This is a genomic window from Streptomyces sp. B5E4 (assembly GCF_039871555.1).
Lineage (GTDB): Bacteria > Actinomycetota > Actinomycetes > Streptomycetales > Streptomycetaceae > Streptomyces.
This window is the reverse complement of the sequence record NZ_JBDPMI010000012.1, coordinates 108,090-133,509: the sequence shown is the minus strand read 5'-3', so window position 1 is coordinate 133,509 and position 25,420 is coordinate 108,090. Positions and strand designations below refer to the sequence as shown.

The 25,420-nt window shown below is 71.2% G+C and carries 18 protein-coding genes and 1 tRNA gene; 10 read left to right on the top strand and 9 right to left on the bottom strand.

The features are described from left to right. The first annotated feature begins 18 nt into the window (after nucleotides 1-18). Together ABGA99_RS18065 and ABGA99_RS18060 are read left to right on the top strand one after the other, a co-directional pair. Nucleotides 19-993 (top strand): helix-turn-helix transcriptional regulator, encoded by a 975-nt coding sequence (locus ABGA99_RS18065; RefSeq protein WP_347578195.1) that lies wholly within the window; start codon nucleotides 19-21, stop codon nucleotides 991-993. An 8-nt stretch (nucleotides 994-1,001) separates the two neighbouring features. Next, entirely contained in the window at nucleotides 1,002-1,967 is a 966-nt protein-coding gene (locus ABGA99_RS18060; protein WP_347578231.1) for a helix-turn-helix transcriptional regulator, read from the top strand. A 156-nt stretch (nucleotides 1,968-2,123) separates the two neighbouring features. On the opposite strand, the gene ABGA99_RS18055 is transcribed toward ABGA99_RS18060, so the two are convergent. Next, entirely contained in the window at nucleotides 2,124-2,441 is a 318-nt protein-coding gene (locus ABGA99_RS18055; RefSeq protein ID WP_347578194.1) for a LuxR C-terminal-related transcriptional regulator, read from the bottom strand. A gap of 221 nt (nucleotides 2,442-2,662) precedes the next feature. Between ABGA99_RS18055 and ABGA99_RS18050 the strand changes: the two genes are divergently transcribed. Then, on the top strand, nucleotides 2,663-5,887 hold the full coding sequence (locus ABGA99_RS18050) for an NACHT domain-containing protein (protein ID WP_347582997.1): 3,225 nt from the start codon (nucleotides 2,663-2,665) through the stop codon (nucleotides 5,885-5,887). A 9-nt stretch (nucleotides 5,888-5,896) separates the two neighbouring features. Here the strand turns inward: ABGA99_RS18050 and ABGA99_RS18045 are convergent, their stop codons facing one another. The 4 genes from ABGA99_RS18045 to dnaK are packed head-to-tail and all read right to left on the bottom strand — an operon-like array spanning nucleotide 5,897 to nucleotide 10,250. Next, the gene (locus tag ABGA99_RS18045; protein WP_347578192.1) at nucleotides 5,897-6,367 is read right to left on the bottom strand and encodes a helix-turn-helix domain-containing protein; all 471 of its coding nucleotides are present in this window, start codon (nucleotides 6,365-6,367) and stop codon (nucleotides 5,897-5,899) included. Between the two features lie 5 nt (nucleotides 6,368-6,372). Then, nucleotides 6,373-7,563, bottom strand: a complete 1,191-nt coding sequence (dnaJ, locus tag ABGA99_RS18040) for a molecular chaperone DnaJ (protein WP_347578191.1) — start codon at nucleotides 7,561-7,563, stop codon at nucleotides 6,373-6,375. Between the two features lie 42 nt (nucleotides 7,564-7,605). Beyond that, nucleotides 7,606-8,388, bottom strand: coding sequence for a nucleotide exchange factor GrpE (gene grpE, locus ABGA99_RS18035; RefSeq protein ID WP_347578190.1), 783 nt, complete (start codon nucleotides 8,386-8,388; stop codon nucleotides 7,606-7,608). Beyond that, nucleotides 8,385-10,250, bottom strand: a complete 1,866-nt coding sequence (gene dnaK / locus ABGA99_RS18030) for a molecular chaperone DnaK (RefSeq protein WP_347578189.1) — start codon at nucleotides 10,248-10,250, stop codon at nucleotides 8,385-8,387. The genes grpE and dnaK overlap by 4 nt, the downstream gene beginning before the upstream one ends. A 391-nt stretch (nucleotides 10,251-10,641) precedes the next feature. Between dnaK and ABGA99_RS18025 the strand changes: the two genes are divergently transcribed. From ABGA99_RS18025 to ABGA99_RS18005, 5 genes are all read left to right on the top strand, one after another. Further along, entirely contained in the window at nucleotides 10,642-12,936 is a 2,295-nt protein-coding gene (locus ABGA99_RS18025) for a (Fe-S)-binding protein (protein WP_347582996.1), read from the top strand. 224 nt (nucleotides 12,937-13,160) lie between these two features. Then, on the top strand, nucleotides 13,161-14,690 hold the full coding sequence (locus ABGA99_RS18020; protein ID WP_347578187.1) for an FG-GAP and VCBS repeat-containing protein: 1,530 nt from the start codon (nucleotides 13,161-13,163) through the stop codon (nucleotides 14,688-14,690). Nucleotides 14,691-14,860: 170 nt separating this feature from the next. Further along, nucleotides 14,861-16,342: an FG-GAP and VCBS repeat-containing protein gene (locus ABGA99_RS18015; protein WP_347582995.1), complete on the top strand. Its 1,482-nt coding sequence runs from the start codon at nucleotides 14,861-14,863 to the stop codon at nucleotides 16,340-16,342. A gap of 138 nt (nucleotides 16,343-16,480) precedes the next feature. Beyond that, nucleotides 16,481-17,941 (top strand): FG-GAP and VCBS repeat-containing protein, encoded by a 1,461-nt coding sequence (locus ABGA99_RS18010; RefSeq protein ID WP_347582994.1) that lies wholly within the window; start codon nucleotides 16,481-16,483, stop codon nucleotides 17,939-17,941. 350 nt (nucleotides 17,942-18,291) lie between these two features. Continuing rightward, complete coding sequence (locus ABGA99_RS18005; RefSeq protein WP_347582993.1) at nucleotides 18,292-19,179, top strand: Yip1 family protein; 888 nt, start codon at nucleotides 18,292-18,294, stop codon at nucleotides 19,177-19,179. A 10-nt stretch (nucleotides 19,180-19,189) separates the two neighbouring features. On the opposite strand, the gene dcd is transcribed toward ABGA99_RS18005, so the two are convergent. After that, on the bottom strand, nucleotides 19,190-19,765 hold the full coding sequence (gene dcd, locus ABGA99_RS18000) for a dCTP deaminase (RefSeq protein WP_347582992.1): 576 nt from the start codon (nucleotides 19,763-19,765) through the stop codon (nucleotides 19,190-19,192). Nucleotides 19,766-19,793: 28 nt separating this feature from the next. After that, complete coding sequence (locus tag ABGA99_RS17995) at nucleotides 19,794-19,964, bottom strand: hypothetical protein (RefSeq protein ID WP_347578182.1); 171 nt, start codon at nucleotides 19,962-19,964, stop codon at nucleotides 19,794-19,796. Between the two features lie 202 nt (nucleotides 19,965-20,166). Between ABGA99_RS17995 and ABGA99_RS17990 the strand changes: the two genes are divergently transcribed. Further along, nucleotides 20,167-20,240, top strand: a tRNA-Gly gene (locus ABGA99_RS17990). A gap of 333 nt (nucleotides 20,241-20,573) precedes the next feature. Here the strand turns inward: ABGA99_RS17990 and ABGA99_RS17985 are convergent. After that, entirely contained in the window at nucleotides 20,574-20,795 is a 222-nt protein-coding gene (locus ABGA99_RS17985) for a hypothetical protein (RefSeq protein WP_347582991.1), read from the bottom strand. Nucleotides 20,796-20,868: 73 nt separating this feature from the next. Further along, nucleotides 20,869-23,175 carry an N-6 DNA methylase gene (locus tag ABGA99_RS17980; protein WP_347582990.1) on the bottom strand — a complete coding sequence of 769 codons (2,307 nt, stop codon included), beginning with the start codon at nucleotides 23,173-23,175 and terminating at the stop codon, nucleotides 20,869-20,871. A 558-nt stretch (nucleotides 23,176-23,733) separates the two neighbouring features. Between ABGA99_RS17980 and ABGA99_RS17975 the strand changes: the two genes are divergently transcribed. Then, complete coding sequence (locus tag ABGA99_RS17975; protein ID WP_347582989.1) at nucleotides 23,734-25,158, top strand: DUF234 domain-containing protein; 1,425 nt, start codon at nucleotides 23,734-23,736, stop codon at nucleotides 25,156-25,158. The last annotated feature ends 262 nt before the right edge of the window (nucleotides 25,159-25,420 follow it).

The window sequence follows — 25,420 nt, the reverse complement described above, 5'->3', positions numbered from 1 at the left end:
GCCCGGGAGAGTACTGAGATGTCCAGCAGGCACGAACACATCCACGGGCCCGACGAGCCGTGCCAGGCAGCCCAGGACGTATACGCCGACGCCCTCGGCGTCGGCCGTATCGCCCGGTCGGCGGTGCAGTCCGTGCCCTGCCTCATCGACCTCGCGCTCCTGCAACCCGACCCCGACGACCGGCAGTGGCTGCTACCCGTCTCCGCATCCGACGCCATGACGCAACTCATGCTCGCTCACGAGCAGGACATCAGGGAGAAGCAGCAGCACGCTGCGGACCTGGCCGAGTCCTTCGGACGGTTCATCGAGATCAGCGCCGAAGCGGCCGCGATCTCCTCTCCCGTCACCGTCCTGGAGGGCCTCGGCACGATCAACGCCGCCCTGGATCTGGCCGTCAGTGAGTGCTTCGACGAACTGCTCACCGTCCAGCCCGAGGCGTCCTCGCGCGGCGCCCGCGCCCTCGGCGAGGCCCTGAGACGGGTGAGGCCACTGGTCGAGCGCGGCGTCCGGATGCGGAGCATGTACCAGCACGCGGCTCGCGAAGCCCCGATGACCCTGGCGTACCTGCGGTTCGTCGGCCCGCAGCGCGTGGAGGTCAGAACCCTCGAAGAAATCGTCGAGCGGCTGATCGTCGTCGACCGCAAGGTGGCCTTCGTACCTGCTCAGCCGGACCGCCAGGTCGCCCTGGAAATCCGGCACCCGGGGGCCGTTGCCTACCTCGTGGGCGCCTTCGAGCAGTTCTGGCAGCTGGCCACCCCCATGGACAAGGCGGCCTACATGGAGGCCACCCACGAGGGCATCACCGGTGTGCAACGCAGCATCGCGAGGCTCCTCGTCGAGGGCCACCTCGACCAGAACATCGCACGCCGCCTCGGCATGAACGTCCGCACCTGCCGCGCCCACATCGCCAAGCTCGCTTCCATGCTGGGCAGCAACAGCCGTGCCCAACTGGGTTATCTCATCGCCCGCTCCGGCATTCTCGAGGAGACTTGAGCGCACCCATGGCCCACCCCCACCACACCACCGGCCTCTGCGACCCGGGCAGGAAGCTCTACGCCTCTGCCCTGCGCTCCGGCCGCATCTCACATGAGGCGACGGCGACCGCGCCCTGCCTCCTCGACCTGGACCTCTTACGCCCCGAGCCCGGCGACACCGACTGGCTGGTGCCGACGCCTCCGACACAGGCGCTCGCCGGGCTCGCCGAGCCCCTGGAACGGGAGCTGAGCGAGTACCGGCTCTTCGTGACCGCGCTCGCCGACACGGTCGAGCAGGTGACGTCGCTCGATCCGGACGACCCCGCCACGGCCGCGTTCACCGTCTGGGCGGGGAAGGAGCGGATCGACGCCGCACTCGTGCATGCGCTGGAGAACTGCACGGAGCAGTTCCTCGCCATCCAGCCGGCCAGCGGCCGGACCAACTGGAACCCCGTGACGATGCGCACCACCACCCACCGCGTACGGCGGATGAGCGAACGCGGCATCACCCAGCGGACGTTGTACAACCACACGTACCGCCACCACCCCGCTCAGCTCGCCTACCTGGACGAGCTGAGCGACACCGGGCTGGAGGTACGCACCCTGGAGGAGATGCCCGAGCGGCTCCTCATCGTCGACCGCGGGATCGCCTTCATCCCCGCCACGCCCAACCGCGAGGTGGCGATGGAGATCCGGCACCCGGGCCTGGTCTGGTTCCTGCGCGCCATCTTCGAGCACTTCTGGCAGCTCGGCGTCCCCTGGGAACGCCGGCTCCGCGAGCACGACACCCAGGAAGGCATCACCGGCGTCCAGCGCAGCATCGCCCGGCTTCTCGTCGAAGGTCACCTCGACGAGGCCATCGCCCGGCGGCTCGGCATGAACGTCCGTACCTGCCGGGCCCATATCGCCCGGCTCGGCGCCGCGCTCGGGAGTGACAGCCGGACCCAGCTCGGCTATCTGCTCGCGCGCTCCGGGATCGTCGACGACGGCTGACGGATGCCGGACCCGGGCGGCGGAGGAACGGAGTCGCCGGTGCGTATGAGGCCGGGAAGCGAACGCACCGGCGCCTCCGTCCGAGGGGTGCCGCCGGCGCCCGCGTACGACGATGGCAGGTCGCCTCCGCGACACCCCGGAGGGCACTCGCCCACATCATTCACGAACGTGGCGACCCCGGCCATTGCCTCTTGGGGCAATCCGGTCAGGGCCCGCGCCGGCCGTCAGCAGGGCGCGGCGGTGGCGGTCGGCGACCAGGGCGGCCTGGACGCGGGACTCCACGTTCAGCTTGCGGCAGATGTTCGTCAGGTGGGCGCGGACCGTACGCTCGGCCACCCCCAGTTGCGACGCCAGCCGGCGGTTGGTCGGACCGTCGGCGAGCAGGAGGAGCACCTCGCGTTCCCGGTCGGAGAGCAGCGCGAGACCGACCGGGGGAGCCTGTCGCGCCGTGTTGTCCGAAGCGTGAGACCTCACTGTATGAACTCCCGGACCGACTGAGCCGTACGTGCACCACGTTCGGCGGCTTGTCCCCCGTTCTTCACCAGAACATTGGCTTACCGTCCGTATCAACTCCACCCGAACCCAGCATCATCTTCCTGAAATTCATGATGATGAGGGTGTGCATAACCGCACGAACCAGACCTTCGGCGAACACCGCCGGTGACCTGTCGCCGCCCGCTTATATCGTCTGCCGCATGGAACCCGCAGCCGTCGGCGTCAGGCTCGCGTCCGCCGTCATGGCGCCCCTCGTCCGGCGGCTGTTCCGCAGCGAAGGCCCCGGGGCCGGGCTCGCGGGGCGGCCGGTGCGGATGGCGGCGCTGGTGTCGTTCCGGGGTGAGCGGCGTGAGTTGGACGAGGACGACCTGCGCAAGCTCGCCGACACGCTCGTACGGCGCGCCCTCCGCGGCGACGCGGGTGAGCACGCCCCCGTCGCCGCCGACGAGGCCGCCGCCGTCGCCGGCGCGCTCGCCCGGAGCCTCACCGCCCTCGGCGACCTCGACCTCGACGACGTCCAGGCCGTCCGGCTCGGTCCCGAAGCCCTCGCCCGCCGGCTCCGCCACGCCGCGGCGCAGAGCGGCGGCGATCCCGTTCGCGACCTGTCCGCCGACGCCGCCTCCTTCCACGACGCCCTCCTCGACGCCGCCTGCCTGCACATCCTGCACTTCTTCAGCCAGCGCTCCACCTTCGTCGCCCGCACCCTCGTCGAGCAGTCCCGCCGCCAGGCCGACCAGATCGCCCGCCTCGACGCCCTCATCGCCCGCACCCCCCTCCCCGGGGCACAGGACGCGGCCTTCGAGCGCGAGTACTTCGCGTACGTCGCCAAGAAGCACGGCCGGCTCACCATCTACGGCGTCGACCTCGCCGACTCGCCAGCCAAGTGGCCCCTGGACGTCGCCTATCTGCGGCTGGAGGCCGCCGCCTCGCCGCAGATCGCTCCGGCACCGTTCCCCTTCGACGACACCGACCCCCTCCCCGACCCCGTCCTCCCCGCCGACCAGGCCCTCGCCGCCTACGACCGCGTCCTCCTCCGCGGCGCCGCCGGCTCCGGCAAGACCACGCTCGTGCAGTGGCTCGCCCTCTCCGCCACCCGCGCCGACACCGGCACGGACACCCACACGGCGGACGCCATGGACTACCTCGCCGGGCGCGTCCCCTTCGTCCTCCCCCTCCGCACCCTCACCCGGCACGGCCAACGCCTGCCCGCCCCCCGCGACTTCCTCGACGCCACCGGCAGCCCTCTCGCCGGCGCGCAGCCCGACGGCTGGGAGCACCGCGTGCTCACCGCCCCCCGCGGGCTGCTCCTCGTCGACGGCATCGACGAGGTCCCCCGCGCCGAGCGCGACCGCGCCCGCCGCTGGCTCTCCGATCTCGCCGACGCCTACCCCGGCAACCGCTGGCTCGTCACCTCCCGCCCCTCCGCCGTCGGCGAGGACTGGCTCGCCGCCGAGGGCTTCACCGAGCTGGCCCTCGCCCCCATGCGCCCCGCCGACCTGGGCCGCTTCATCGCCCGCTGGCACGCCGCCGTACGCACCGGCGCCCCCGCGGCGGACGACGCCCGGCTCACGGCGTACGAGCAGCAGCTCACCGCCGCCGTACGGCACACCTCCGACCTCGGCCGGCTGGCCACCAACCCGCTGATGTGCGGCCTGATGTGCGCCCTCAACCGCGCCCGCCGCGGCCACCTCCCGCGCGGGCGCAAGGAGTTGTACGAGGCCGCCCTGTCGATGCTGCTCAGCCGCCGCGACCGCGAACGCGACATGGCCGTCCCGGACCTGCGCGAGGAACCCCAGCTCCAGGTGCTGCAACGCCTCGCGTACTGGCTGATCCGCAACGGCCGCACGGAGCTGGACCGCGACCGCGCCGCATCCCTCGTCGCCGCCGCCCTGCCCGCCGTCCCGGAGGTCGCGGCCCTGGGCGACGCGGCGGCCGTGCTGGAGCACTTCCGCGACCGCAGCGGCCTCCTCCGCGAACCGGGCCCCGGCGCCGTCGACTTCGTCCACCGCACGTTCCAGGACTACCTGGGGGCGCGTGCGGCGGTGGAGGAGGGCGACATCGGCGTCCTGGCCGCGCACGCGGCGGACGACCAGTGGGAGGACGTCATCCGCATGGCGGTGGCCCAGGCCCGGCCGCGGGAGCGCGAGGAGATCCTGCGGGAGCTGCTGGCGGCGGCGGAACGGAAGGGCGGGGTCGAGAGCGTACGCATCCGGCTGCTGGCGACCGCCTGCCTGGAGCACGCGGCGGAGTTGGCGCCGGCGGTACGGGAGGCGGTGGAGCGCGCGACGGAGGCGCTGATCCCGCCGACGACGACGCCGGAGGCACGGGCGCTGGGCGCGGCCGGTCCCCTGGTGCTGGAGTTGCTGCCGGGACCGGAGGAGACCGATGCCCCTGACCTCGTCGCCGTAGCCGCCAGCCACGTGGACTCGGACCGCGCCATCCCCTTCCTCGCCCGCTACGCCACCCATCCCTCGTTGGACGTACGCCGGCAACTCGCCTGGGCCTGGCACCGCTTCGACACCGAGGAGTACGCGAACGAGGTCATCGACCGCCTCGACCCCGAAGACCTGTACTTCACCGTCACCTCCGATGCCGAGCTACGGGCCCTGCGCAGGCTCGGTGGTCGCTCGATGGTCGACGTTCGCGGCGGTCCGCTCGACCCCTACGAGCTACGCGACGTGCTCGCCACCTTCCGCCTGACCAAGCTGATCATCCGCAACCAGCACGCGCTGGGCGACCTGGACTTCCTGCGCGACAAGGACGAGCTGCGCACACTGCGGCTCACCGAGTGCCTCGGCCTGGAATACGCCTCGGCCCTCGCCGGCCTGCCCCTGCGCACCCTGATCCTGGACGCGGTACCGGGCCTCGCCGACAGCATCCCCGAACTGCTCACCGGACTGCCGCGGCTGGAGTTCCTCTCCCTGTCGCCGGAGCGGACGCACCTGATCGACCTCGACACCCTGCCGCCGCTGCCGGAGCTGACGACCCTCAACCTGCTGACCGCCCGCACCTCCGGGCTGCGCCCCCTGGCCAAGCACCCCGAGCTCGCCGCCGTCTACCTGGGCTGGCGGCACGAGGCCACCGCGGACGACTGGCCGGCGCTGGCCGCGCTCCCGCTGCTCGCAGGGCTGCGGTGCCGGCTGGACCTGCCGGCCGTCGCCCCCGCCGACGCCACGCTGCCGGGCATCACGTTCCTCGGCCTGGTCGACGACCGGCCCGCCGACGAACTCGACCTGGGCCCGTTTCCCTCCCTCTTCCCGCAGCTCGACCACCTCGTGCTCGACCTGCCTTCGGGCAACGGCCCGCTGGACCTCTCCCCGCTCGCCGGACTCGGCACCCTGCGCGAGGTCTCCCTGCGCCCGCACATGAGAAACCTCCACGCCGGGCTCCCGCCCCGCGTGGAGGTCTCCTACCTCGCCGACTGAGCCGAAGGCTCAGCCCCGCTTCTTCTTCGGCTTCCACACCACCAGCGCGCTCGTCTGCTGCACCTGCTGGTACGGCACCAGGTCCCGCCGGTACGACGCGTGCACCTGCGCCTCCCGCTGCGCCATCGCCGACGCCGCGCCGTCCACCGCGTCCGTCAGCTCCGCCACCTTCGCCTGCAGCGCCGCGACCTGCGTCTCCAGCTCGATGATCCGCTTGATCCCGGCCAGGTTGATGCCCTCGTCCTGGCTCAGCGCCTGGACCTGCCGCAGCAGCGCGATGTCGCGCGCCGAGTAGCGCCGGCCGCGGCCCGCGGTGCGGTCCGGGGAGACCAGGCCGAGGCGGTCGTACTGGCGGAGGGTCTGGGGGTGCAGGCCCGAGAGTTCGGCGGCTACGGAGATGACGTAGACCGGCGTCTCCTCGGTCAGCTCGTACGGGTTGCGGCCGCGGGGACCGCCGCGTCCGCCGTTTGTGCCGTTCATCGTCGTCAAGCTCCCTTCGCGGCCTTGAACAGCTCCGCGCGCGGGTCCTCGCCCGCGGTCGCCTTCCGGTACGACTCCAGCGACTCGCGCGCCGTGCCGTCCGTCTCCTTCGGCACCGCCACTTCGACGGTGACGAGCAGGTCCCCGCGCGTGCCGTCCTTGCGGACCGCGCCCTTGCCCCGGGCGCGCATCGTGCGTCCGTTGGGGGTGCCCGGCGGCAGCTTCAGGGTGACCGGCGGGCCGCCGAGCGTGGGTACCTTGATGTCCGCGCCGAGGGCCGCCTCCGGGAACGAGACGGGGACCGTCACCAGCAGGTTGTCGCCCTTGCGGCCGAAGACCGGGTGGCCGTCGACGTGCACGACGACGTACAGGTCGCCGCCGGGGCCGCCGCGTTCACCCGGGCCGCCCTTGCCGCGCAGCCGGATCCGCTGCCCGTCCTGCACGCCCGCGGGGATGCGGACCTGCATCGTGCGGGACGACTTGGCGCGGCCGCTGCCCTTGCAGACGTCGCAGGGGTCCTGGGCGATGAGCCCGCGGCCCTTGCAGTCCACGCACGGGTCGGTCAGCGAGAAGCCGCCACCGCCGCCGCGGGAGACCTGACCGGTGCCCACGCAGGTCGGGCAGACCCGCGGGGAGCCGTTCTTGTCACCCGTGCCGGCGCACGTCTTGCAGGGGGCCGACGACGACATCCGCAGCGGGACCGTGGCGCCCTCGATGGCCTCCGTGAAGCTGAGCGTGACCTCCGACTCGATGTCCTGGCCGCGGCGCGGCTGCGTACGCCCGCCGCCGCGGTTGAACAGCCCGCCGAAGACGTCGCCGAGGCCGCCGCCGAAGCCGCCGGTGGTGGTCTGGCCGCCGGCGCCGCCGGGGGCGCCGGGTCCCGAGCCGCCGAAGAGGTCGCCCAGGTCGAAGTTGAACGAGCCGCCGCCCCCGCCGGGCCCCGGGCGGAAGCCGCCGTTGCCGAAGAGGGTGCGCGCCTCGTCGTACTCCTTGCGCCGCTGGGGGTCGCCGAGCACGTCGTTGGCCTCGGAGACCTCCTTGAAGCGCTCCTCGGCCGCGGCGTCGCCCTTGTTGGCGTCCGGGTGGTACTGCCGGGCGAGCTTGCGGTACGCCTTCTTGATCTCGGCCTCGGTGGCGTCCTTCGGGACGCCGAGAACCTTGTAGTAGTCCTTCTCGATGAAGTCCTTGGTACTCATTCCCGGCGTCCCTCCTCTCGTCCCTCGGCGACCGCTACGGCGTCACCCCTCGTCCGGGCCACCGTTGTCCGTCTCTCCGCCGGACCCCGGCTTCGCGGATCCGGTGGCGTCCGAGCCGCCGCCGTCCGCGGCGCCGGCGGACTCCGGTCCGCCGTCGTCCGCGTCCGCCTGCTTCTCGTCAGGCTTCTCGCCCTCCTTGCCCTGCGACCCGGACGACGCCCCGGGCTGCGGCTCCGCCACGGCGACCCGCGCGGGGCGGATCGTACGCTCGCCGATCCGATACCCAGGCTGGAGAATCTGCACGCACGTCGTCTCGGACACATCCGGCGAGTAGCTGTGCATCAGCGCCTCGTGGATCAGCGGGTCGAAGGGCTCGCCCTCCTTGCCGAACTGCATGAGCCCCATCTTGGCCACGACGGTCTCCAGCGACTCGGCGACCGACTTGAACCCGCCGACCAGTTCCTCGTGGTCCCGGGCCCGGCCGATGTCGTCGAGCACGGGCAGCAGTTCGGTCAGCAGGTTCGCGTTCGCGACCTCCTTGACCGCCACCCGGTCCCGCTCGACCCGCCGGCGGTAGTTCTGGTACTCCGCCTGGAGCCGCTGCAGGTCCTTCGTCCGCTCGTCGAGCGCCTTGCGGGTCTCGTCCAGACGAGCCGCAAGCGGGCTGTTCGCGTCCCCGTTCCCGGCGGTGGCACCCGGCCCGGCTCCGTCGGCGCGCCGTGCGCCGGCGGGCGAGCCGTCCGGGCCGCCCTGCTGTGCCTCCGCTGTCTTTGCGTCGGTGGGGACGTCGGGCTTCTCCTCGAAGCCCGGGGTCTCCTCCGTCACGCGGCACCACCCTTGGGCTTGTCGTCGTCCACGATCTCGGCGTCCACGACGTCGTCGTCGGCGCCGGCGGGCGCGTCCTTCTGCGCCTGCTGTGCACCCTCGCCACCGGCGGCGGCGGGGCCGGACGCCTGGGCGTCGGCGTAGAGCGCCTGACCGAGCTTCTGGCTGGTGGCCGCGGCCTTCTCCGTCGCCTCGCGGATCGCCGCGGCGTCCTCGCCCTTCAGCGCCTCCTTGAGGTCGGCGACCGCGGCCTCGACTTCGGACTTCACGTCGCCCGGCACCTTGTCCTCGTTGTCCTGGAGGAACTTCTCGGTGGTGTAGACGACCTGCTCGCCCTGGTTGCGGGTCTCGGCGGCCTCGCGGCGCTTGTGGTCCTCCTCCGCGTACTGCTCGGCGTCGCGCATCATGCGCTCGATGTCGTCCTTCGGCAGCGCGGAGCCGCCGGTGACGGTCATCTTCTGCTCCTTGCCCGTGCCGAGGTCCTTCGCGGCGACGTGCATGATGCCGTTGGCGTCGATGTCGAACGTGACCTCGATCTGCGGCACGTTCCGCGGGGCCGGCGGCAGGCCGGTCAGCTCGAACATCCCGAGCTTCTTGTTGTACGCGGCGATCTCGCGCTCACCCTGGAAGACCTGGATCTGCACCGACGGCTGGTTGTCCTCGGCCGTGGTGAAGGTCTCGGAACGCTTCGTCGGGATCGTGGTGTTGCGCTCGATGAGCTTGGTCATGATGCCGCCCTTGGTCTCGATGCCGAGGGACAGCGGGGTGACGTCGAGCAGCAGGACGTCCTTGACCTCGCCCTTGAGGACGCCGGCCTGGAGGGCGGCGCCGACGGCGACGACCTCGTCCGGGTTGACGCCCTTGTTGGCCTCCTTGCCGCTGGTCAGCTCCTTGACCAGCTCGGCGACGGCCGGCATGCGGGTGGAGCCGCCGACGAGGACCACGTGGTCGATCTCGCCCAGGTCGATGCGGGCGTCCTTGATGACGTTGTGGAAGGGCGTCTTGCAGCGCTCCAGGAGGTCCTGGGTGAGCTGCTGGAACTGCGCCCGGGTCAGCTTCTCGTCGAGGTGCAGCGGGCCTTCGGCGGAGGCGGTGATGTACGGCAGGTTGATCGTCGTCTCGGAGGACGAGGACAGCTCGATCTTCGCCTTCTCGGCGGCCTCGCGGAGCCGCTGCAGCGCCATCTTGTCCTTGGCCAGGTCGACGCCGTGGCCGTTCTGGAACTGCTTGACCAGGTAGTCGACGACGCGCTGGTCCCAGTCGTCACCACCGAGGTGGTTGTCACCGTTGGTGGCCCGGACCTCCACGACGCCCTCGCCGATCTCCAGCAGGGAGACGTCGAAGGTGCCGCCGCCGAGGTCGAAGACCAGGATGGTCTGGTCTTCCTTCTCCATGCCGTAGGCGAGGGCGGCGGCGGTCGGCTCGTTGACGATGCGCAGGACGTTGAGGCCCGCGATCTCGCCGGCCTCCTTGGTCGCCTGGCGCTCGGAGTCGTTGAAGTACGCCGGGACGGTGATGACCGCGTCGGTCACCTTCTCGCCCAGGTACGCCTCCGCGTCCCGCTTCAGCTTCTGCAGGATGAACGCGGAGATCTGCTGGGGGGTGAACTCCTTCTCGTCGATCGGCTGCTTCCAGCCGGTGCCCATGTGGCGCTTGACCGACCGGATGGTCCGCTCGACGTTGGTGACCGCCTGGCGCTTCGCGACCTCGCCGACGAGCACCTCGCCGTTCTTGGCGAAGGCGACGACGGACGGCGTGGTCCTGGCGCCCTCGGCGTTGGTGATGACGCTGGGTTCACCGCCCTCGAGAACACTGACGACAGAGTTCGTCGTGCCCAGGTCGATGCCGACCGCACGTGCCATGTTGTCCATCCTCCGGATCAGATGCTCTGCCTTGAGCTGGTCAGGCTCAAGAGTGCCATGGCGACCACGCCCGGCGCAATTCACCTGAGTCACCGCCACTCAAGTTTTGTGCGTCAGTGCAGGTGGGAACGGCTTTTCGGGCTACGGGCCGAGGGCCCCGGCGGCGCCGGGGGCGCGACGCACATCACCGGCCGGGCGCCTTCAGGACGCCGGGGAGACCCGGGTACCCTCAGGCGGAGAAGAGATAAGTTACCGCTTAGTAGTAGCTGGGTAGGCCGAGTACAGGGCAGCCGGTAGCGGCACGTACGCAGCACGCACACGCAGCACACCCGCAGCACGCACACAGCAGTTCAGAGCAGACACGCAGAGCAGACTGGCCGAGGAGCCCTCCATGCAGCTCGCCGCCATCGTCGTATCGCTGGTGATCACCGCGGTCGGCACCGCGCTCTTCGCACGGGCCATCGGGCAGATCATCGGCTTCATCCGGCTCGGCACGCCCATCCCCGACGGCAGCCGCACGGACGATCCGGTCGCGCGCAGCGTCACCCTGGCCAGGGAGTTCCTCGGCCACACCCGGATGAACCGCTGGGGCGTCATCGGCTTCGCCCACTGGTTCGTCGCCATCGGCTTCCTCACCCTGGTGCTGACCCTCGTCAACGCCTTCGGCCAGTTGTTCGTCGCCGACTGGCTGCTGCCGGTGATCGGCTCCTGGCTCCCGTACGAGCTGTACGTGGAGTTCATCGCGCTGATGACCACGCTCGGCATCCTCACGCTCATCGTGATCCGGCAGCTCAGCCTGCCGTCGAAGGCCGGCCGCAAGTCGCGCTTCACGGGCTCGACGATGTGGCAGGCGTACTTCGTCGAGTACGTCATCCTCGCCATCGGCGTCTGCATCCTCGTGCTGCGCGGGCTGGAGGGCTCGCTGCACCACGTCGGCGGTTACGAGGCCGCCTACTTCGCGTCGTACCCGATCACCGCCGCGGTCGACGGGCTGAGCACCGGCGCCGTACAGAACCTCGTCTACCTCGTCGCGATGATCAAGATCTCGGTCTCGTTCGTCTGGGCGCTCGTCCTCGGCCTCCACACCACCATGGGCGTGGCCTGGCACCGCTTCCTCGCCTTCCCCAACATCTGGTTCAAGCGCAACGCCGACGGCGCGGTGGCCCTCGGCGCGCTCCAGCCGATGGTCTCCGGCGGCAAGCCGATCGACTTCGAGACCGTCTTCGACGACGAGGACGGCGAGGAGACAGTCTTCGGCGTCAGCCAGGTCGAGCACTTCTCCTGGAAGGGCATCCTCGACTTCTCCACCTGTACGGAGTGCGGCCGCTGCCAGTCGCAGTGCCCGGCCTGGAACACCGGCAAGCCGCTGTCGCCCAAGCTGCTCGTCATGTCGCTGCGCGAGCACGCCGCCGCCAAGGCCCCGTACCTGCTCGCCGGCGGCGGCAAGTCGGCCGAGGGCGAGGAGAAGGCCACCGCGGAACAGCTCGCCGACGTGCCGGCAGACGCGCTCGCCGAGGCGGAGCGCGCGCTGATCGGCACCGCGGCGGAGCAGGGCGTCATCGATCCCGACGTGCTGTGGTCCTGCACCACCTGCGGGGCGTGCGTCGAGCAGTGCCCCGTCGACATCGAGCACGTCGACCACATCGTCGACATGCGCCGCTACCAGGTGATGATCGAGAGCTCGTTCCCGTCCGAGGCGGGCACGATGCTGAAGAACCTGGAGAAGAAGGGCAACCCCTGGGGGCTGGCCAAGAAGCAGCGGCTGGAGTGGACCAAGGAGCTGGCCGCGGACACGGGCATCGAGATCCCGGTCGTCGGCAGGGACGTCGAGGACCTCTCCGAGGTCGACTACCTGTACTGGGTCGGCTGCGCGGGCGCGCTGGAGGACCGGGCGAAGAAGACCACCAAGGCGTTCGCAGAGCTGCTGCACATCGCCGGGGTGAAGTTCGCGATCATGGGCGGCGACGAGAAGTGCACCGGTGACTCGCCGCGGCGGCTGGGCAACGAGTTCCTCTTCCAGCAACTGGGCGAGGAGAACGTCGCGATGCTCAACACGGCCTTCGGCGAGGACGAAGGGGTGACGGTCGAGAAGGCGAAGAAGAAGATCGTCGCCACCTGCCCGCACTGCTTCAACACCATCGCCAACGAGTACCCGCAGCTCGGCGGCCACTACGAGGTCGTCCACCACACGCAGTTGCTCCAGCACCTGGTGGACGAGGGCAGGCTCGTCCCGGTGACGCCGGTCGAGGGGATCATCACGTACCACGACCCCTGCTACCTGGGCCGGCACAACAAGGTCTACACGCCGCCGCGCGAGATCATCGCCAAGGTCCCGGGCGTACGGAACGAGGAGATGCACCGGCACAAGGAGCGCGGCTTCTGCTGCGGCGCGGGCGGTGCGCGCATGTGGATGGAGGAGCGCATCGGCAAGCGGATCAACGACGAGCGCGTGGACGAGGCGCTGTCGCTGAATCCGGACATTCTTTCCACGGCGTGCCCTTTCTGCCTCGTGATGCTTACGGACTCCGTAAACGGCAAGAAGAACGCGGGAACGGCGAAGGAGTCGCTGGCCGTCGTGGACGTGGCACAGCTCTTGCTGGACTCGGTGAGGACGCCGGCGGAAGAGCCGCCGGGGGACGGCACCGAGGCGCCGGAGAGCGAACCGGAGCCGCAGCCGGCGACGTAGGACGGCGAGAACGGCCGTACGGCGTGCGGCAGATGCGACACAGGCGGGACGCCACAGGCAACCCCCCACGGCGGCCGGCCCCGTGAGCCACACGGGGCCGGCCGTGGCGCGTCACGCGCGGGTACCCGCGCATGGGTTGGTACAACCATCGCCGGGCGGAGTGTGTCGTATGACGCGGGAGTGAACGCAACCCGCCCGTCAGACCGTCACCGGAAGGACCCCCCATGCACATCCGCACCCTCGCCGCCTTAACCGCCTGCCTCGCCACCGCCGGCACGGCGGCCGTCACCGCCCCGGTGGCGGGGGCGGAGGACCGGGGCGCGGCGGCGCGTACGGTCTCGGCCGGCGCCGCTTCCGCCGCCTCCGGCGCCGCCGCTGCCGCAGACGCCCGTGCCGTACGGGCCGACTTCGACGGCGACGGCTACAACGACCTCGCCACCGGCGCCCCCGGCGGCAAGGTCGCGGGCCACGCCGAGGCCGGCTACGTCCTCGTCAGCTACGGCTCCGCGGACGGCGTCGCCGCCCCCGCCTCCACCGTCCTCAGCCAGCACACCGCCGGCGTCCCCGGCAGCCCCGCGGCGGACGACCGCTTCGGCGACCGGCTCGTCGCCCGCGACCTCGACGGCGACGGCCTGACCGACCTCGCCGTCACCGCCCGCGCCGAGGACGGCGACGCGGCCGGCTCCGTCACCGTCCTGTGGGGCCGCGAGGGCGGCCTGACCGGCGCCGGCGCGGCCCGCGCCCAGGTGCCCGGCGGCGGGGGCCTCGCCCGCGACCTGCACGGCGGCGACTTCGACGGCGACCGCAAGGGCGACCTGCTGGTGCCCAGCACCCGCAGCGACAGCGCCGAGGCGTACACCGTCCTCTACGGCCCGTTCACCCGCGCCGGCGCCCCCGCGCGCGAGAGCGCGCTCGTCGAGATGAAGCCCGAGGACAGCCTCGACGGCGTCGCCGTGGGCGACGTCACGGGCGACGGCGCCGACGACCTCGTGGCGTTCTTCAGTTTCCAGGGCAACGCCGAGGGCGGCTGGTTCTGGAAGGGCGGCCCCGACGGGCTGACGCGGACCGACGCCGCGCTGCCCAACGGCAGCTCGCCGGCGATCGGCGACTTCGACGGCGACGGCAAGGGCGATCTGGCGTACCGCAAGGTCGGCGCGAGCGTCGAGGACCTGCCGTACGGCGAGGGCAAGGTCAGGGTCGTCTACGGCACGGAGAACGGCCCGGACACGAACCGGAGTTCGGCCTTCACCCAGGACACCGCGGGCGTGCCCGGCACCGGCGAGCGCGGCGACCAGTTCGGCGCCCGGCTCGCGGCGGGCGACGCGAACGGCGACGGCTTCGCCGACCTCGCCGTGGGCGTGCCGTACGAGGCCATCGGCAGCAAGCAGTCGGCGGGTTCCGTGGTGCTGCTCAAGGGCGGCTCCGGTGGGCTGAAGGCCCCGGGCGCGCAGGCGTTCCACCAGGACACGCCCGGTGTGAAGGGCGTGGCGGAGACCGGGGACCGGTTCGGCGCGGCGCTGGCGTTCGGGGACGTCACGCGCGACGGCCGGGCGGAGCTGGCGGTGGGCGCGCCGGAGGAGAACGGCACGGGCGCGATCTGGTCGCTGCGCGGCGCCGCGGGCGGGCTGACGGCTTCGGGTTCCGTGGCGTTCAGCCCGGACAACTTCGAGGGTCCCGGCGGTGCGGGCGGGGCCCGGTTCGGCACGGGCTTCGCGGGCGGGGGCCTGGGCCATTACCTGATGGGCCAGGAGTGACCGGATGAATCCCGCGAACTAGGTTCATTGCACAACAAGTTCGTGGAAAGCCGTATGAGCCGTACGAAGGGCGGTAGTTCGTACAACCCCGGGTGAACGTCAGGTGTCTCACAGGGTGAGAGGCCCACTGAGTGACCGCACCGATCCGCCTCGACGTTCAGGAGCCCGACATGCCACGCAGCCGCCGTACACCCACGACCGCCACCGCCTTAGCGGCCTCTCTGGCCGTCGTCGCCGGCGCCGCCCCCGCGGGCGGCGCCGGACCGGCCGCGGCGGCGCCCGCCGAGGCCTCGGCCGCGGCGCCCGCGAAGTTCCACGACGACTTCAACGGCGACGGCTACCCCGACCTGGTGGTGGCCGCCCCCTCCGGCACCGTGGACGGCGTCACGCGCGCCGGGTACGTCGCCGTGCTCTACGGCTCGGCCGGCGGGCTCGACACCGCCAAGCGCAAGGTCGTCAGCCAGTCCACCGCCGGCGTCCCCGGCACCTCCGAGGCCGGGGACGCCTTCGGCGCCACCCTCGCCTCCGCCGACTTCGACCGCGACGGGTACGCCGACCTCGCCGTCGGCGTCACCGGCGAAGACCTCGACGGCGTCGCGGACACCGGTCGCACGATCATCCTGTACGGCTCCTCCGGCGGGCTGTCCGGCAGCGGCGCGCAGGACATGCGCCCCGCCTCGGCGATCGAGGGCAACGCCTACGCGACGGGCCTGGCCGCGGGCGACTGGTTCCACGACGGGTCGACGGCGCTGGCGATCCTGTCGAAGGACCACCTGGAGCTGTACGGGGGCTGGGGCGCGGCCCGTACCCCTGAGCGCGCGCGGGCGAGCCACCCCTTCACCGACTTCCCGCAGGACTTCACGCCCACCGGCCTGGTCGGCGGCGACTTCGAGGGCGACGGCGCCGACGACCTCGTGGTCACCGGCAAGAAGTGGTACCTGGAGTACCTGGGGGGCCACTCCCTCTACCTCAAGGGCGGCGGCCCGGAGGGCTATACGCGCACGGAGTTCGCCGGCGGGCCCGTCGGGGTCGCCGGCGACATCGACAAGGACGGCGCGGACGACCTCGCGATCGGCGACCCCTCGGAGCTGGAGCACGGCGAGTACGAGCTGTCGGGCGGCGCCGTCCAGGTCTGGTACGGCTCCGCCGGCGGGCCCGGGGCGGGGCAGCCCGAGGTGTGGCAGCAGGGCAGCGGGGGCGTCCCCGGGGCGTACGAGGTGGAGGACCGCTTCGGCAGCGACGTCTCACTCGGCGACGTGGACGGCGACGGCTACCCGGACCTGGCGGTCGGCGCCGAGGGTGAGGCGATCGGCACCGACGCCGGGGCCGGCGCCGTCTGGCTGCTGCGCGGCTCGGCCGGCGGGCTGACCACGAGCGGGGTGCAGCACTTCAACCAGGACACCGCCGGGATCCCGGGCACCGCCGAGGCCGGCGACCTCTTCGGCTCCGACGTCCGGCTGATCGACCCCAACCGCGACGGCCGGTCCGGTCTGATCGCGGGCGCGCCGGGCGAGAACGCGGGGCAGGGGTTCGCGTGGGTGCTGCAGGCCCGTAGCGGCGGGCTGACGGCGGACGGGTCGTGGAACTTCAGCGGGGCGTCCGTGGGCGCGAACGGGGCGAACGCGCGGTTCCCGGAGACGATCGCGGAGTAGCCCCCTTGCCGCCGTCTCCGCAGGCGGAATGACACCTTCTGTCACTGTACGAACCAACTAGCCGTATTCCTACAACCTTTGGCCGCGGTACGGGGTCTTCTGATCGCCATCGCCGACCGCGCGCCCGGGAGCTGCCGCATGCCTCACCGACTCCGTACCGCACTGGCCACCGCGGCCGTCGCCGCCCTCACGGGCGGGCTGGTCGTCGTCGCCGGCTCCGGCGCCCCGGCGGCCGAACCCCCGGGCGCGATGGTCGACTTCAACGGGGACGGGGCGCGGGACGTCGCGGTCTCCGCGCCCGGCGCCTCTGTCGCCGGTGTAAGGGGCGCCGGCCAGGTCGTCGCCCATTACGGCATACAGAACGACGGCACGGAGGCCGGCATCTCCGGCAGCCGCGCCAAGCGGCTCAGCCAGCACAGCGCCGGCGTCCCCGGCACCGCCGAGGACGGCGACGGCTGGGGCGGCTGGACCGCCGCCGGGGACTTCGACGGGGACGGCTTCACCGACCTCGCGGTCGCCGCCCCCGGCGAGAAGGTCGGCGGCGACGTCTACGGCGGCACGGTCCAGCTGCTGTGGGGCGGGCCGAACGGTCTCGCCGGCGGCACCACGCTGCCCGACCCGCGCCCGTCCGAGCATGACCTCTTCGGGCGCGGGCTGGCGGCCGGGGACTTCAACGGCGACGGCGCGACGGACCTCGCCGTCGCCTCCTCGAGTTCGTACATCGACGTCTTCGAGGGCGGCTTCGGCCGGACGGAGGGCGACCACGGCGGGGAGTACAAGTTCGACGCGCAACTGCAGGACGGGAAGATCTGGGGCCCCGACGACCTGGCCGCCGGCGACGTCAACGGCGACGGCACGGACGACCTCGTCGTCGACGGCTCCCGGCGGGAGAGCAACGCCGCCTCCTACGTCTCGGGCTCCGAAAGGGGCCTGACCATCCCCGAGAAGCAGCTGCCCGGCGGCGACTCGACCCTCATCGGGGACGTCGACGGCGACGGCTACGACGACGTCGTCACGGGCCAGGCCGACGAGAGCGGGCCCGCCACCGACCCCCTGCCGGGCGGCAAGGTCAGCATCGTTCGCGGCTCGGTCCACGGCCCCCTGGGCACCACCGTCCTCAGCCAGGCCAGCCCCGGCGTCCCCGGGACGGCGGAGCAGGGCGACTCCTTCGGCGGCGAGCTGGCCCTCGGCGACGTCGACGGCGACGGGCACCTGGACCTGGCCGTCGCCGCGGCGAACGAGACCCTCGGCGGCGTCGAGTCCGCCGGCACCGTCGCGGTCCTCCGGGGCGCGGCGGACGGCTCGGGCTTCGGCACCGCGGGCGCCACGCTGGTCCACCAGAACGCCCCGGGCGTCCCCGGCACCAACGAGACCCGCGACCGCTTCGGCACCGCGCTCCTCCTCGCCGACCTCAACGGCGACGGCTTCGGCGACCTGACGGCCGGCACCGCGGGCGAGAACGCCGGCAACGGCGCCGTCTACGCCCTGCGCTCCGACGCGGGCGGGGTGGCGGCGGACGGGGCGGTTTCGGTCTACCCGTCGTCCGTGGGGATGCCGACGGCGGGGCGCCCGGGGTACGGGGCGGAGTTCGCGGGCTGAGGACGCGGCGCCGCCGCAGGGACGGCGACGCCGCAGGGCCGCCGGCGGACAGCCGCCGCCGTAGCGCCCGCGCCACAGCGCCACAGCGCCGCCGTAGCGCTGCTGTGGCGCCGCCGCAGAGACTGCCAGGGCCCGGACCTCCCCCGGCCGGGCCCTGGCTTCGTGCCCGGGCACGAGCCCGCGCGCTGCCCCACGCGCGGGCACCCGCGTCCTACGAGCCCCATCCGCCCCACCGCCCCCGGAGCCAGTAGGGCGGATCCCCTACGGGAAGTACCGTCTTGGCCACAAACATCCCCCGTATTCCCGGGCCCCGGTGACCTCGGCGGGCAAGACCAGGTACGTTCGATCGCGTGGCAGGATTCAGAAGGGGCCGGGGACGCGAGGCCCACGGCAGTCGGCAGCAGGGACGGCCGCAGGGCCCGCCGCAGGGCGGCCCCCCGCCTTACGGCGGCCCGCAGTACGGCGGTCCGCCGCCGCACGGGCAGGGGCATGGGCAGCCGTACGGCGGCCAGTGGCAGCAGCCCCGCGGCAGCCACGGCCCGGGGCCCGAGTACTACGGCGGCGGCCACGACCCGTACGCCGCCGACCGCCCCGGCAACACCCAGCCGTACGGCGTCAGCGGGGTGCCGGACGACTACGGCCCGTACCACGACGGCCACGTCTACCGCGCCGGCGAGGCGGCGGCCCCGCCCGTAGGCCCGCGGCTGCACTGGAAGGACCTGCTCAGCGGGATCGTCTTCCACTCCAGCCGCACGTTCTGGCAGATGCGCGACCACAGCATGTGGGGCCCCGCGCTGACGGTCAGCTTCCTCTACGGCCTGCTCGCCGTCTTCGGCCTGGAGCAGGCGCGCGACGAGGTGCTCAACTCCACGATCTCGGCCAGCATCCCGTGGGTCGTCGCCACCGGCGTCGCCGTCACGCTCAGCGGCCTGGTGATGGGCACGGTCACGCACACCCTCGCCCGCCAGATGGGCGGCGCCGGCGCGCTGGCGCCGACAGTGGGGCTGGCGATGCTGGTCGTGGCGCTCACGGACGCGCCGCGGCTGCTGGTCGCGATGTTCATCGGCGGCGAGCACACGTTCGCGCAGGGCGTGGGCTGGCTGACGTGGCTGGCGGCGGGCGTGCTGCTGACGTCGATGGTGAGCAAGTCGCACGACCTGCCGTGGCCGCGGGCGCTGGGGGCGTGCTCGATTCAGCTGGTGGCGCTGCTGGCGCTGTTCAAACTGGGCACGCTCTGACGCGGGCCCCTCAGATCACGGTCCGGTGGAAGTTCTGGTACGACCGGGAAGGCGTGGGCCCGCGCTGCCCCTGGTACCGGGAGCCGTACTTGGCGGATCCGTAGGGGTGCTCTGCGGGTGAGCTGAGCCGGAACATGCAGAGCTGCCCGATCTTCATGCCCGGCCAGAGCTTGATGGGCAGCGTGGCGACGTTGGAGAGCTCCAGCGTCACGTGCCCGCTGAATCCGGGGTCGATGAACCCGGCGGTGGAGTGCGTGAGCAGCCCGAGCCGCCCGAGGCTGGACTTGCCTTCGAGCCGGGAGGCGATGTCGTCGGGCAGGGAGATGACCTCGTACGTGGAGGCCAGCACGAACTCCCCGGGGTGCAGGATGAAGCACTCGTCGCCCTCGGGCTCCACGAGCCGCGTGAGATCGCTCTGTTCGACGGCGGGGTCGATGTGGGGATAGCGGTGGTTCTCGAACACCCGGAAGTAGCGGTCGAGGCGTACGTCCACGCTGGACGGCTGGATCATCCCGTCGTCGAAGGGCTCGATCCGTACCCGCCCGGCGTCGACTTCGGTCCGGATGTCCTTGTCAGAGAGCAGCACGCCCCGACCCTACCGGCTGCCCGGCGCGCTACCGCCCCTCGCCCTTGCCCACCGGCACGACGTTCCGCAGCCGCGCACACCGCGGACACCGCACGAGCCCACCGGACCCGATCCGCCGGGCGGCGCCGACGTTCTGCATCGGGAGCGAGGCGGTACTGAAGACGTGCCCCTCGGCACATCGGACGACGGTGGTCTGCATCAGGCTCCTTCCCCGTAACGCAACAAAAGCCACACTACGGGACCAACCACCCCACGCCCCACGCCACCCCCCACCCACCGTAACCCCAACTCCCGCCCCCACCCCGCACATCCACCCCACCACACCAGCAGCCCCCCGACGACCTCGCCGGGGGGCGCACATACGGTAGAGTGAGAGCGAAGCGCCCATGGGGGCGCTCTACGCGGGCGTAGTTTAATGGTAGAACATGAGCTTCCCAAGCTCAGAGCGCGGGTTCGATTCCCGTCGCCCGCTCCAAACAGAAGGCCCAGGTCAGAAACCTGGGCCTTGCTTATTGTCCAGACCTGTTGCGGACCGTCATGCCCTCCGCATGCCCCACTCGCCGCACCCAGATCGCCGAACTCCAGGCCCGGCTGGGGGAGGTCGAGATCCATCTCGAACACCTGGCGATCACCTGGAAAACCGTCACGGCCTCGCCGCCGGATCCCCGCCCGGGCCGACTCGCCGGACCTGCCCGAGCACTCGGACTACCCCCGCATCCTCGCCGTCGCCAACGAGCCACCAGCCCCCTCAAGGCCCGCGACGTCTGCGGAGCCCTCGACCGCGAACCGCTGCCGAAGCCGGTCCGGATCAGTTCTGTCGTTTGAGTTCGCGCACGGCCGCGGGCAGTGCGAGGCACAGGGCGAAGGAAGTCGCGAAGCCGCCTCCCCCTGCCAGAACGACATCAGCGGTGCCAACGCCCGACCTGAGTACCACATGGCTCACGACGAGGCCGACCACCATGGAGCAGGCAACGTACAGCGCCAGCCACAGCTGCCACGTACGTCCGGAACGGCATGTCGATTCGGGCATGGACTCGATCCTTTCGAGGGTCATGGGTGAGAAAAGGGAAGGACGGGTAGGGGAAGTCAACGGCGGCAGGCCGTCACAGCGGCTCGACCGACCCGTGCAGCAGGTGTTCGGCGAGTTCGGCCCGCAGCCGACCAAGTGCCGAGACGTGCGAGGCGTATGCATCGGCGCGTCGGCCAATCCCCCCGAGAAGATCCACGCTCCGCCGCTGCTGCCCGATCGACGGAAAGCGCACGGGAAGGTGCTTCAGAGCCGCAGAGCTCAACGAGGGGGCCGCCGTGGCCGCGGCACGGTGGGACATCCACTCACGCGCGTACCTGAGGCCCAGGTAAGCGTGGAGGTACAGGGGGTCGATCTCAGCCTCCGGGCGTACGCGCAGACGCATCACGTTCGAGCTGAGCAGCCATCCAGCCTGCGAACCGGAAACCAGCGCTGGTTGTTGTTGCGCGCCCGTGCGCACGCAGACGATGTCGTTCGGGAGCAACTCGAACGTCTTGAAGCGCTCGGCCGTCTCCCACGGCACGCGGTTCCGGGGATCGTCCACGATCTTCCCTGCGCCGAGATCCCGCGGGAAGACAAGCGGAACACCGGCGTCTGCCGTGCGTGTCTCTGCCGGCAGGCGGGTGTACGACGGACCGGGTTGGATCTCACACAGGTCATCGAGCACTGCCTCGTTCCAGCCGCCGGGCCCCGAACCCGTGCGGTAGCTGTACCCCGTTTCCCTCGCCCGCTGCTCCAGCAGGCGGAGCACGTCCGTCTGCTCCGCCGCCGCCGCGGCGGCTTCGTGCAACTGGGCCTGCACCGGAGCAGTGCCGTACTTCCCGCTCCCCAGGTGGTCAGCGGGGCGGAGTGAACACCCCTCGCCGGCAACAACTGCGCGGGCCACAACGACAGCCGAGAAGCCTCGCTCGGCCGCACGCGCCGCGTACTCGCCGTCCGGGTACCGCTCTCCGTCGAGCCACGGGCGGACCACAGCCGTGATCGCGTCGCGATCCGTGTCGTGCAGTACGCGCCGGCGCCGGACCTTTGTCCCCAACTCCTGGGCGTCGACAAACAGGATGCCTTCCCTCACCGGATGCTCTGCTCGTCGCAGCACCCACAGGGAAACCGGCACGGGCGTCGCGGAGAACAGATGGGATGGCACCGTGATGACGCACTCCACAGCCCCTCCACGGACAAGGGCGCCGCGGATCTCGCTCTCGGCGGTGTTTACCGAGTTGCCCGCCTTGACCGGCATGACCACCACTGCGCGACCGCCGGGTACCAGCGCGCCAAGGGCGTACTGCACCCAGGCGAAATTGTCATTGCCCTGCGGCGGTGCTCCGTAGGGCCAGTTTCCCGTCCGGCGCCCGGGGCCGGGCGCGTCGCTCATGTTGAACGGAGGGTTCGTCAGCACCACGTCCACTCCGTGCTCGTGACTCGGTGGCCATCGGTCGGACCGGGTGCTGGTCAGCTTCGGCCGTACGCCGAGGTGGAGAAGGTACAGACTCGCGACCGCTTGCAGCCGGCCGTCGAGGGTCTCCCCGTACACGGTCGCGTCTCCGGTGTGCCGGTACGCAGCCGCCAGCATCTCTCCGCCTCTCATGTAGGGGTCGAGCACCGTGGTCTTCTGCCCCGGGGTCAGAACGAGTGCCGCGGACAACGAGGCCAGGCCCACCGGGCTGCAGAACTCCGAGCTCTGCAGCCCTTCCCGGGCGCTGAACGACTCCCACACGAGCTGGAACGCGCCAACGCCTGTGCCTGCCACCGTCCGTACGGCCGAGGTGAGGTCGTCCCAGCTCCTCGGTTCCAGTTGCAGCAAGCTGCTGCGCATGTCGGTGCGGTCGCCGTTCCGGCGCAGCGTGTCCTGGGCCATGCCGCCGAGGGAACGGAGCAGCGACTGCACATCCCGGGCCCCTTGACCTGCCGACATGCAGTCCTCGATGCGGCGCCACCGCTCCGGTTCCGCATGTCGTACGTACATCACGATGAGACAGAGATTCACGAAGTCCGCCATCGTCGCCGGGCCTCGGACCCGGTCTGCGAGTCGGCCCATCAGCTGATCGACGGCGTTCCTGTCCTGGATCCCGATGCGTTGAGCGTGGCTCCCCGCGGCTTTCGGCTCCGCGGACGGCCGGTCAGCGCTGGTCCGGCGGAATCGGTCGGCATAGGTGGTTCCCGCCTGCTCCCCGTCGCGCAGCTGCGATTGCGGAATGATGCGGTTCATCAGCCACCGCGCGATCTCGGCCTCGTGGAAGAGCTCCGTGTCACCGGAGCGCACAGGTGTGGGAAAGTCCTTGTGCCGCCGGGCCCAGTTCGACACGGCCGGGCGCCTCACGCCCGCGCGCTGCGCGATCTGGGTTCGGGTGACAAGACCGGCTTGTTCATCGTGCGTCAACTGCATGGCGACTCCTCCGGGTTGGGCCTGTCGAGCTTCCGATGCGAGGACCGTATGAGGAAGCAGGCACACAAGCCAAACGCGCATTCGCAGTGCTCACTCTGCCTGCCGTGGCGGAGTGGTAGGCAACCCATCCCGCCACGACCATGGCGGAGACACAAGGGGCCTGAAAACAAGGCCCAGCAGCGTTCCCGCGACCGGACCATCCACCCAGGTTCGCCGATACATGGGTTAACAGAGTTCCGGGGCCGGCGTCCTCGCATGTCGGTTGCGTGCAGGTGCCGACCGCTCGACAGGATTGCGGTTCGCAACAGGAGTTGCCCGCTCCTCCTCCGCCGTGCCCCATCCGCGCCCTTCGGAGCGGATGACGTCCATCAAGACAGCTTCCAGAGACTTCGCGCCCACCTTCACCTCGTCGGTCCTCGCCACCCCGACACTCGGGGGGGCATACCGCGGGCCGACTCACAGACCTCAAGCGTCACGTTCTGTCGTTGCCTGTTACTTCTATTCATGAGACTATCTTGAATAGAAGTAACAAGGGCTGCATCGTGGAGGCGGACTCCCATGAACGGATTCATCGGACGCCGCACCGAACTCAGCCTTCTGGACGACCTGTTGCGTCCCGTGAAGACCGGCGGGCGCAGCGGGCGTCCGGGGCGTGCCGTGCTGATCCGGGGACGCCGCCGGGTAGGCAAGTCCCGCTTGGTGGAGGAGTTCCTGGAGCAGGCCCGGCTGCCGCATGTGTTCTTCACCGCTGTCGGAGGCTCTCGCGAGGAGGATCTGGCAGGCTTCGCCGCCGAGGTGACGGCCTCCCGGCTTCCTGACGCGCCGCGGTCCGGTGATTTCGCCGCCCCGCTGACCTGGGACGCTGCGCTGACGATGCTCGCATCCGCGCTGCCCACCGGCTCTCCCAGCGTGGTGGTCCTCGACGAGATGCCCTACCTCGTACGCGAGGACCCGACCTTCGAGGGCGCACTGCAGAAAGCGTTCGACCGGACGTTGTCGAAGCTGCCCGTCCTGCTCATCCTCATCGGCTCCGACATCACCATGATGGAACAGCTCAACACCTACAGGCGACCCTTCTACCAGCGGGGCACCGAGATGGTCGTGCCGCCGTTGAATCCGGCAGAGGTCGCCTCCATGCTCGATCTCCCGCCCGCCGACGCTTTCGACGCCTACCTGGTCTCCGGCGGGCTCCCGCTCATCCTGGAGGAATGGCCGCACGGCGCCGGGCTGTGGCAGTACCTCGAACTGGCCCTGCGCAGACCGACGTCCGCCCTGCTCGTCAGCGGCGAACGCACCCTGGCTGCCGAGTTCCCCACCGAGGCGCAGGCTCGCACAGTCCTGGGCGCCATCGGCCACGGCGAACGCACCTTCACCCTGATCGGCAGAGCCGCCGGCGGCCTCAACCCCAGTTCGGTATCCCGCTCACTGGAACTCCTCACCTCCCGCCGCATGGTCGCCGCCGAACTCCCCCTCTCCACCAAACCCAGCCGCGAGACCCGCTATCGCCTCGCCGACCCGTATCTGCGCTTCTGGCTCTCCTTCATCGGCCCCGGCATCGCGGCGGTCGAACGCGGCCGTGGTGACCGCGTCCTCGACACCATCCGCGCCAGCTGGACGTCCTGGCGGGGCAGGGCCATCGAGCCCGTCATCCGCGAAGCCTTGTGGCGGCTGGGCGCCGACGAAGGACAGCTACCCGCTGGCACCCATGCGATCGGCGGTTACTGGACCCGCACCAACGACCCGGAGATCGACATCGTCGGCGCCGAACGCTCCCCCATCGCCAAGAAGATCACCCTCGTAGGTTCAATCAAGTGGCTGGAGAACAAGCCCTTCAACGACCGCGACCTCGCCCAGCTCCTCACCCACCGCTCCCAGCTTCCCGGCGCCGACGACACCACCCCCTTGCTCGCCGTCACCCGCAGCGGCTGCACAGCCGACGTCCCCACCCTCACGCCCGAGGACCTCCATGACGCCTGGGCCTGAATCTGCGACCGGCCGTGCCACTACGTGCCAGTCGGAGCGGTAACCAACAGTCAGCAGAGGCGCCCAACGGAGGCCCGGAAGATTCAGTGCAGGGCCATGCTTTCGCCAGGTCAAACCGAGTATCTGACCCCGAGGGCTGGGGGATTCCCAAGCTCAGAGCGCGGGTTCGATTCCCGTCGCCCGCTCCAGAAGGAAGCCCCAGGTCAGCAGCCTGGGTTTCCGTGTTGTCTAGACCTCTTACCCCTGCGTGCCCGTTGCGTGC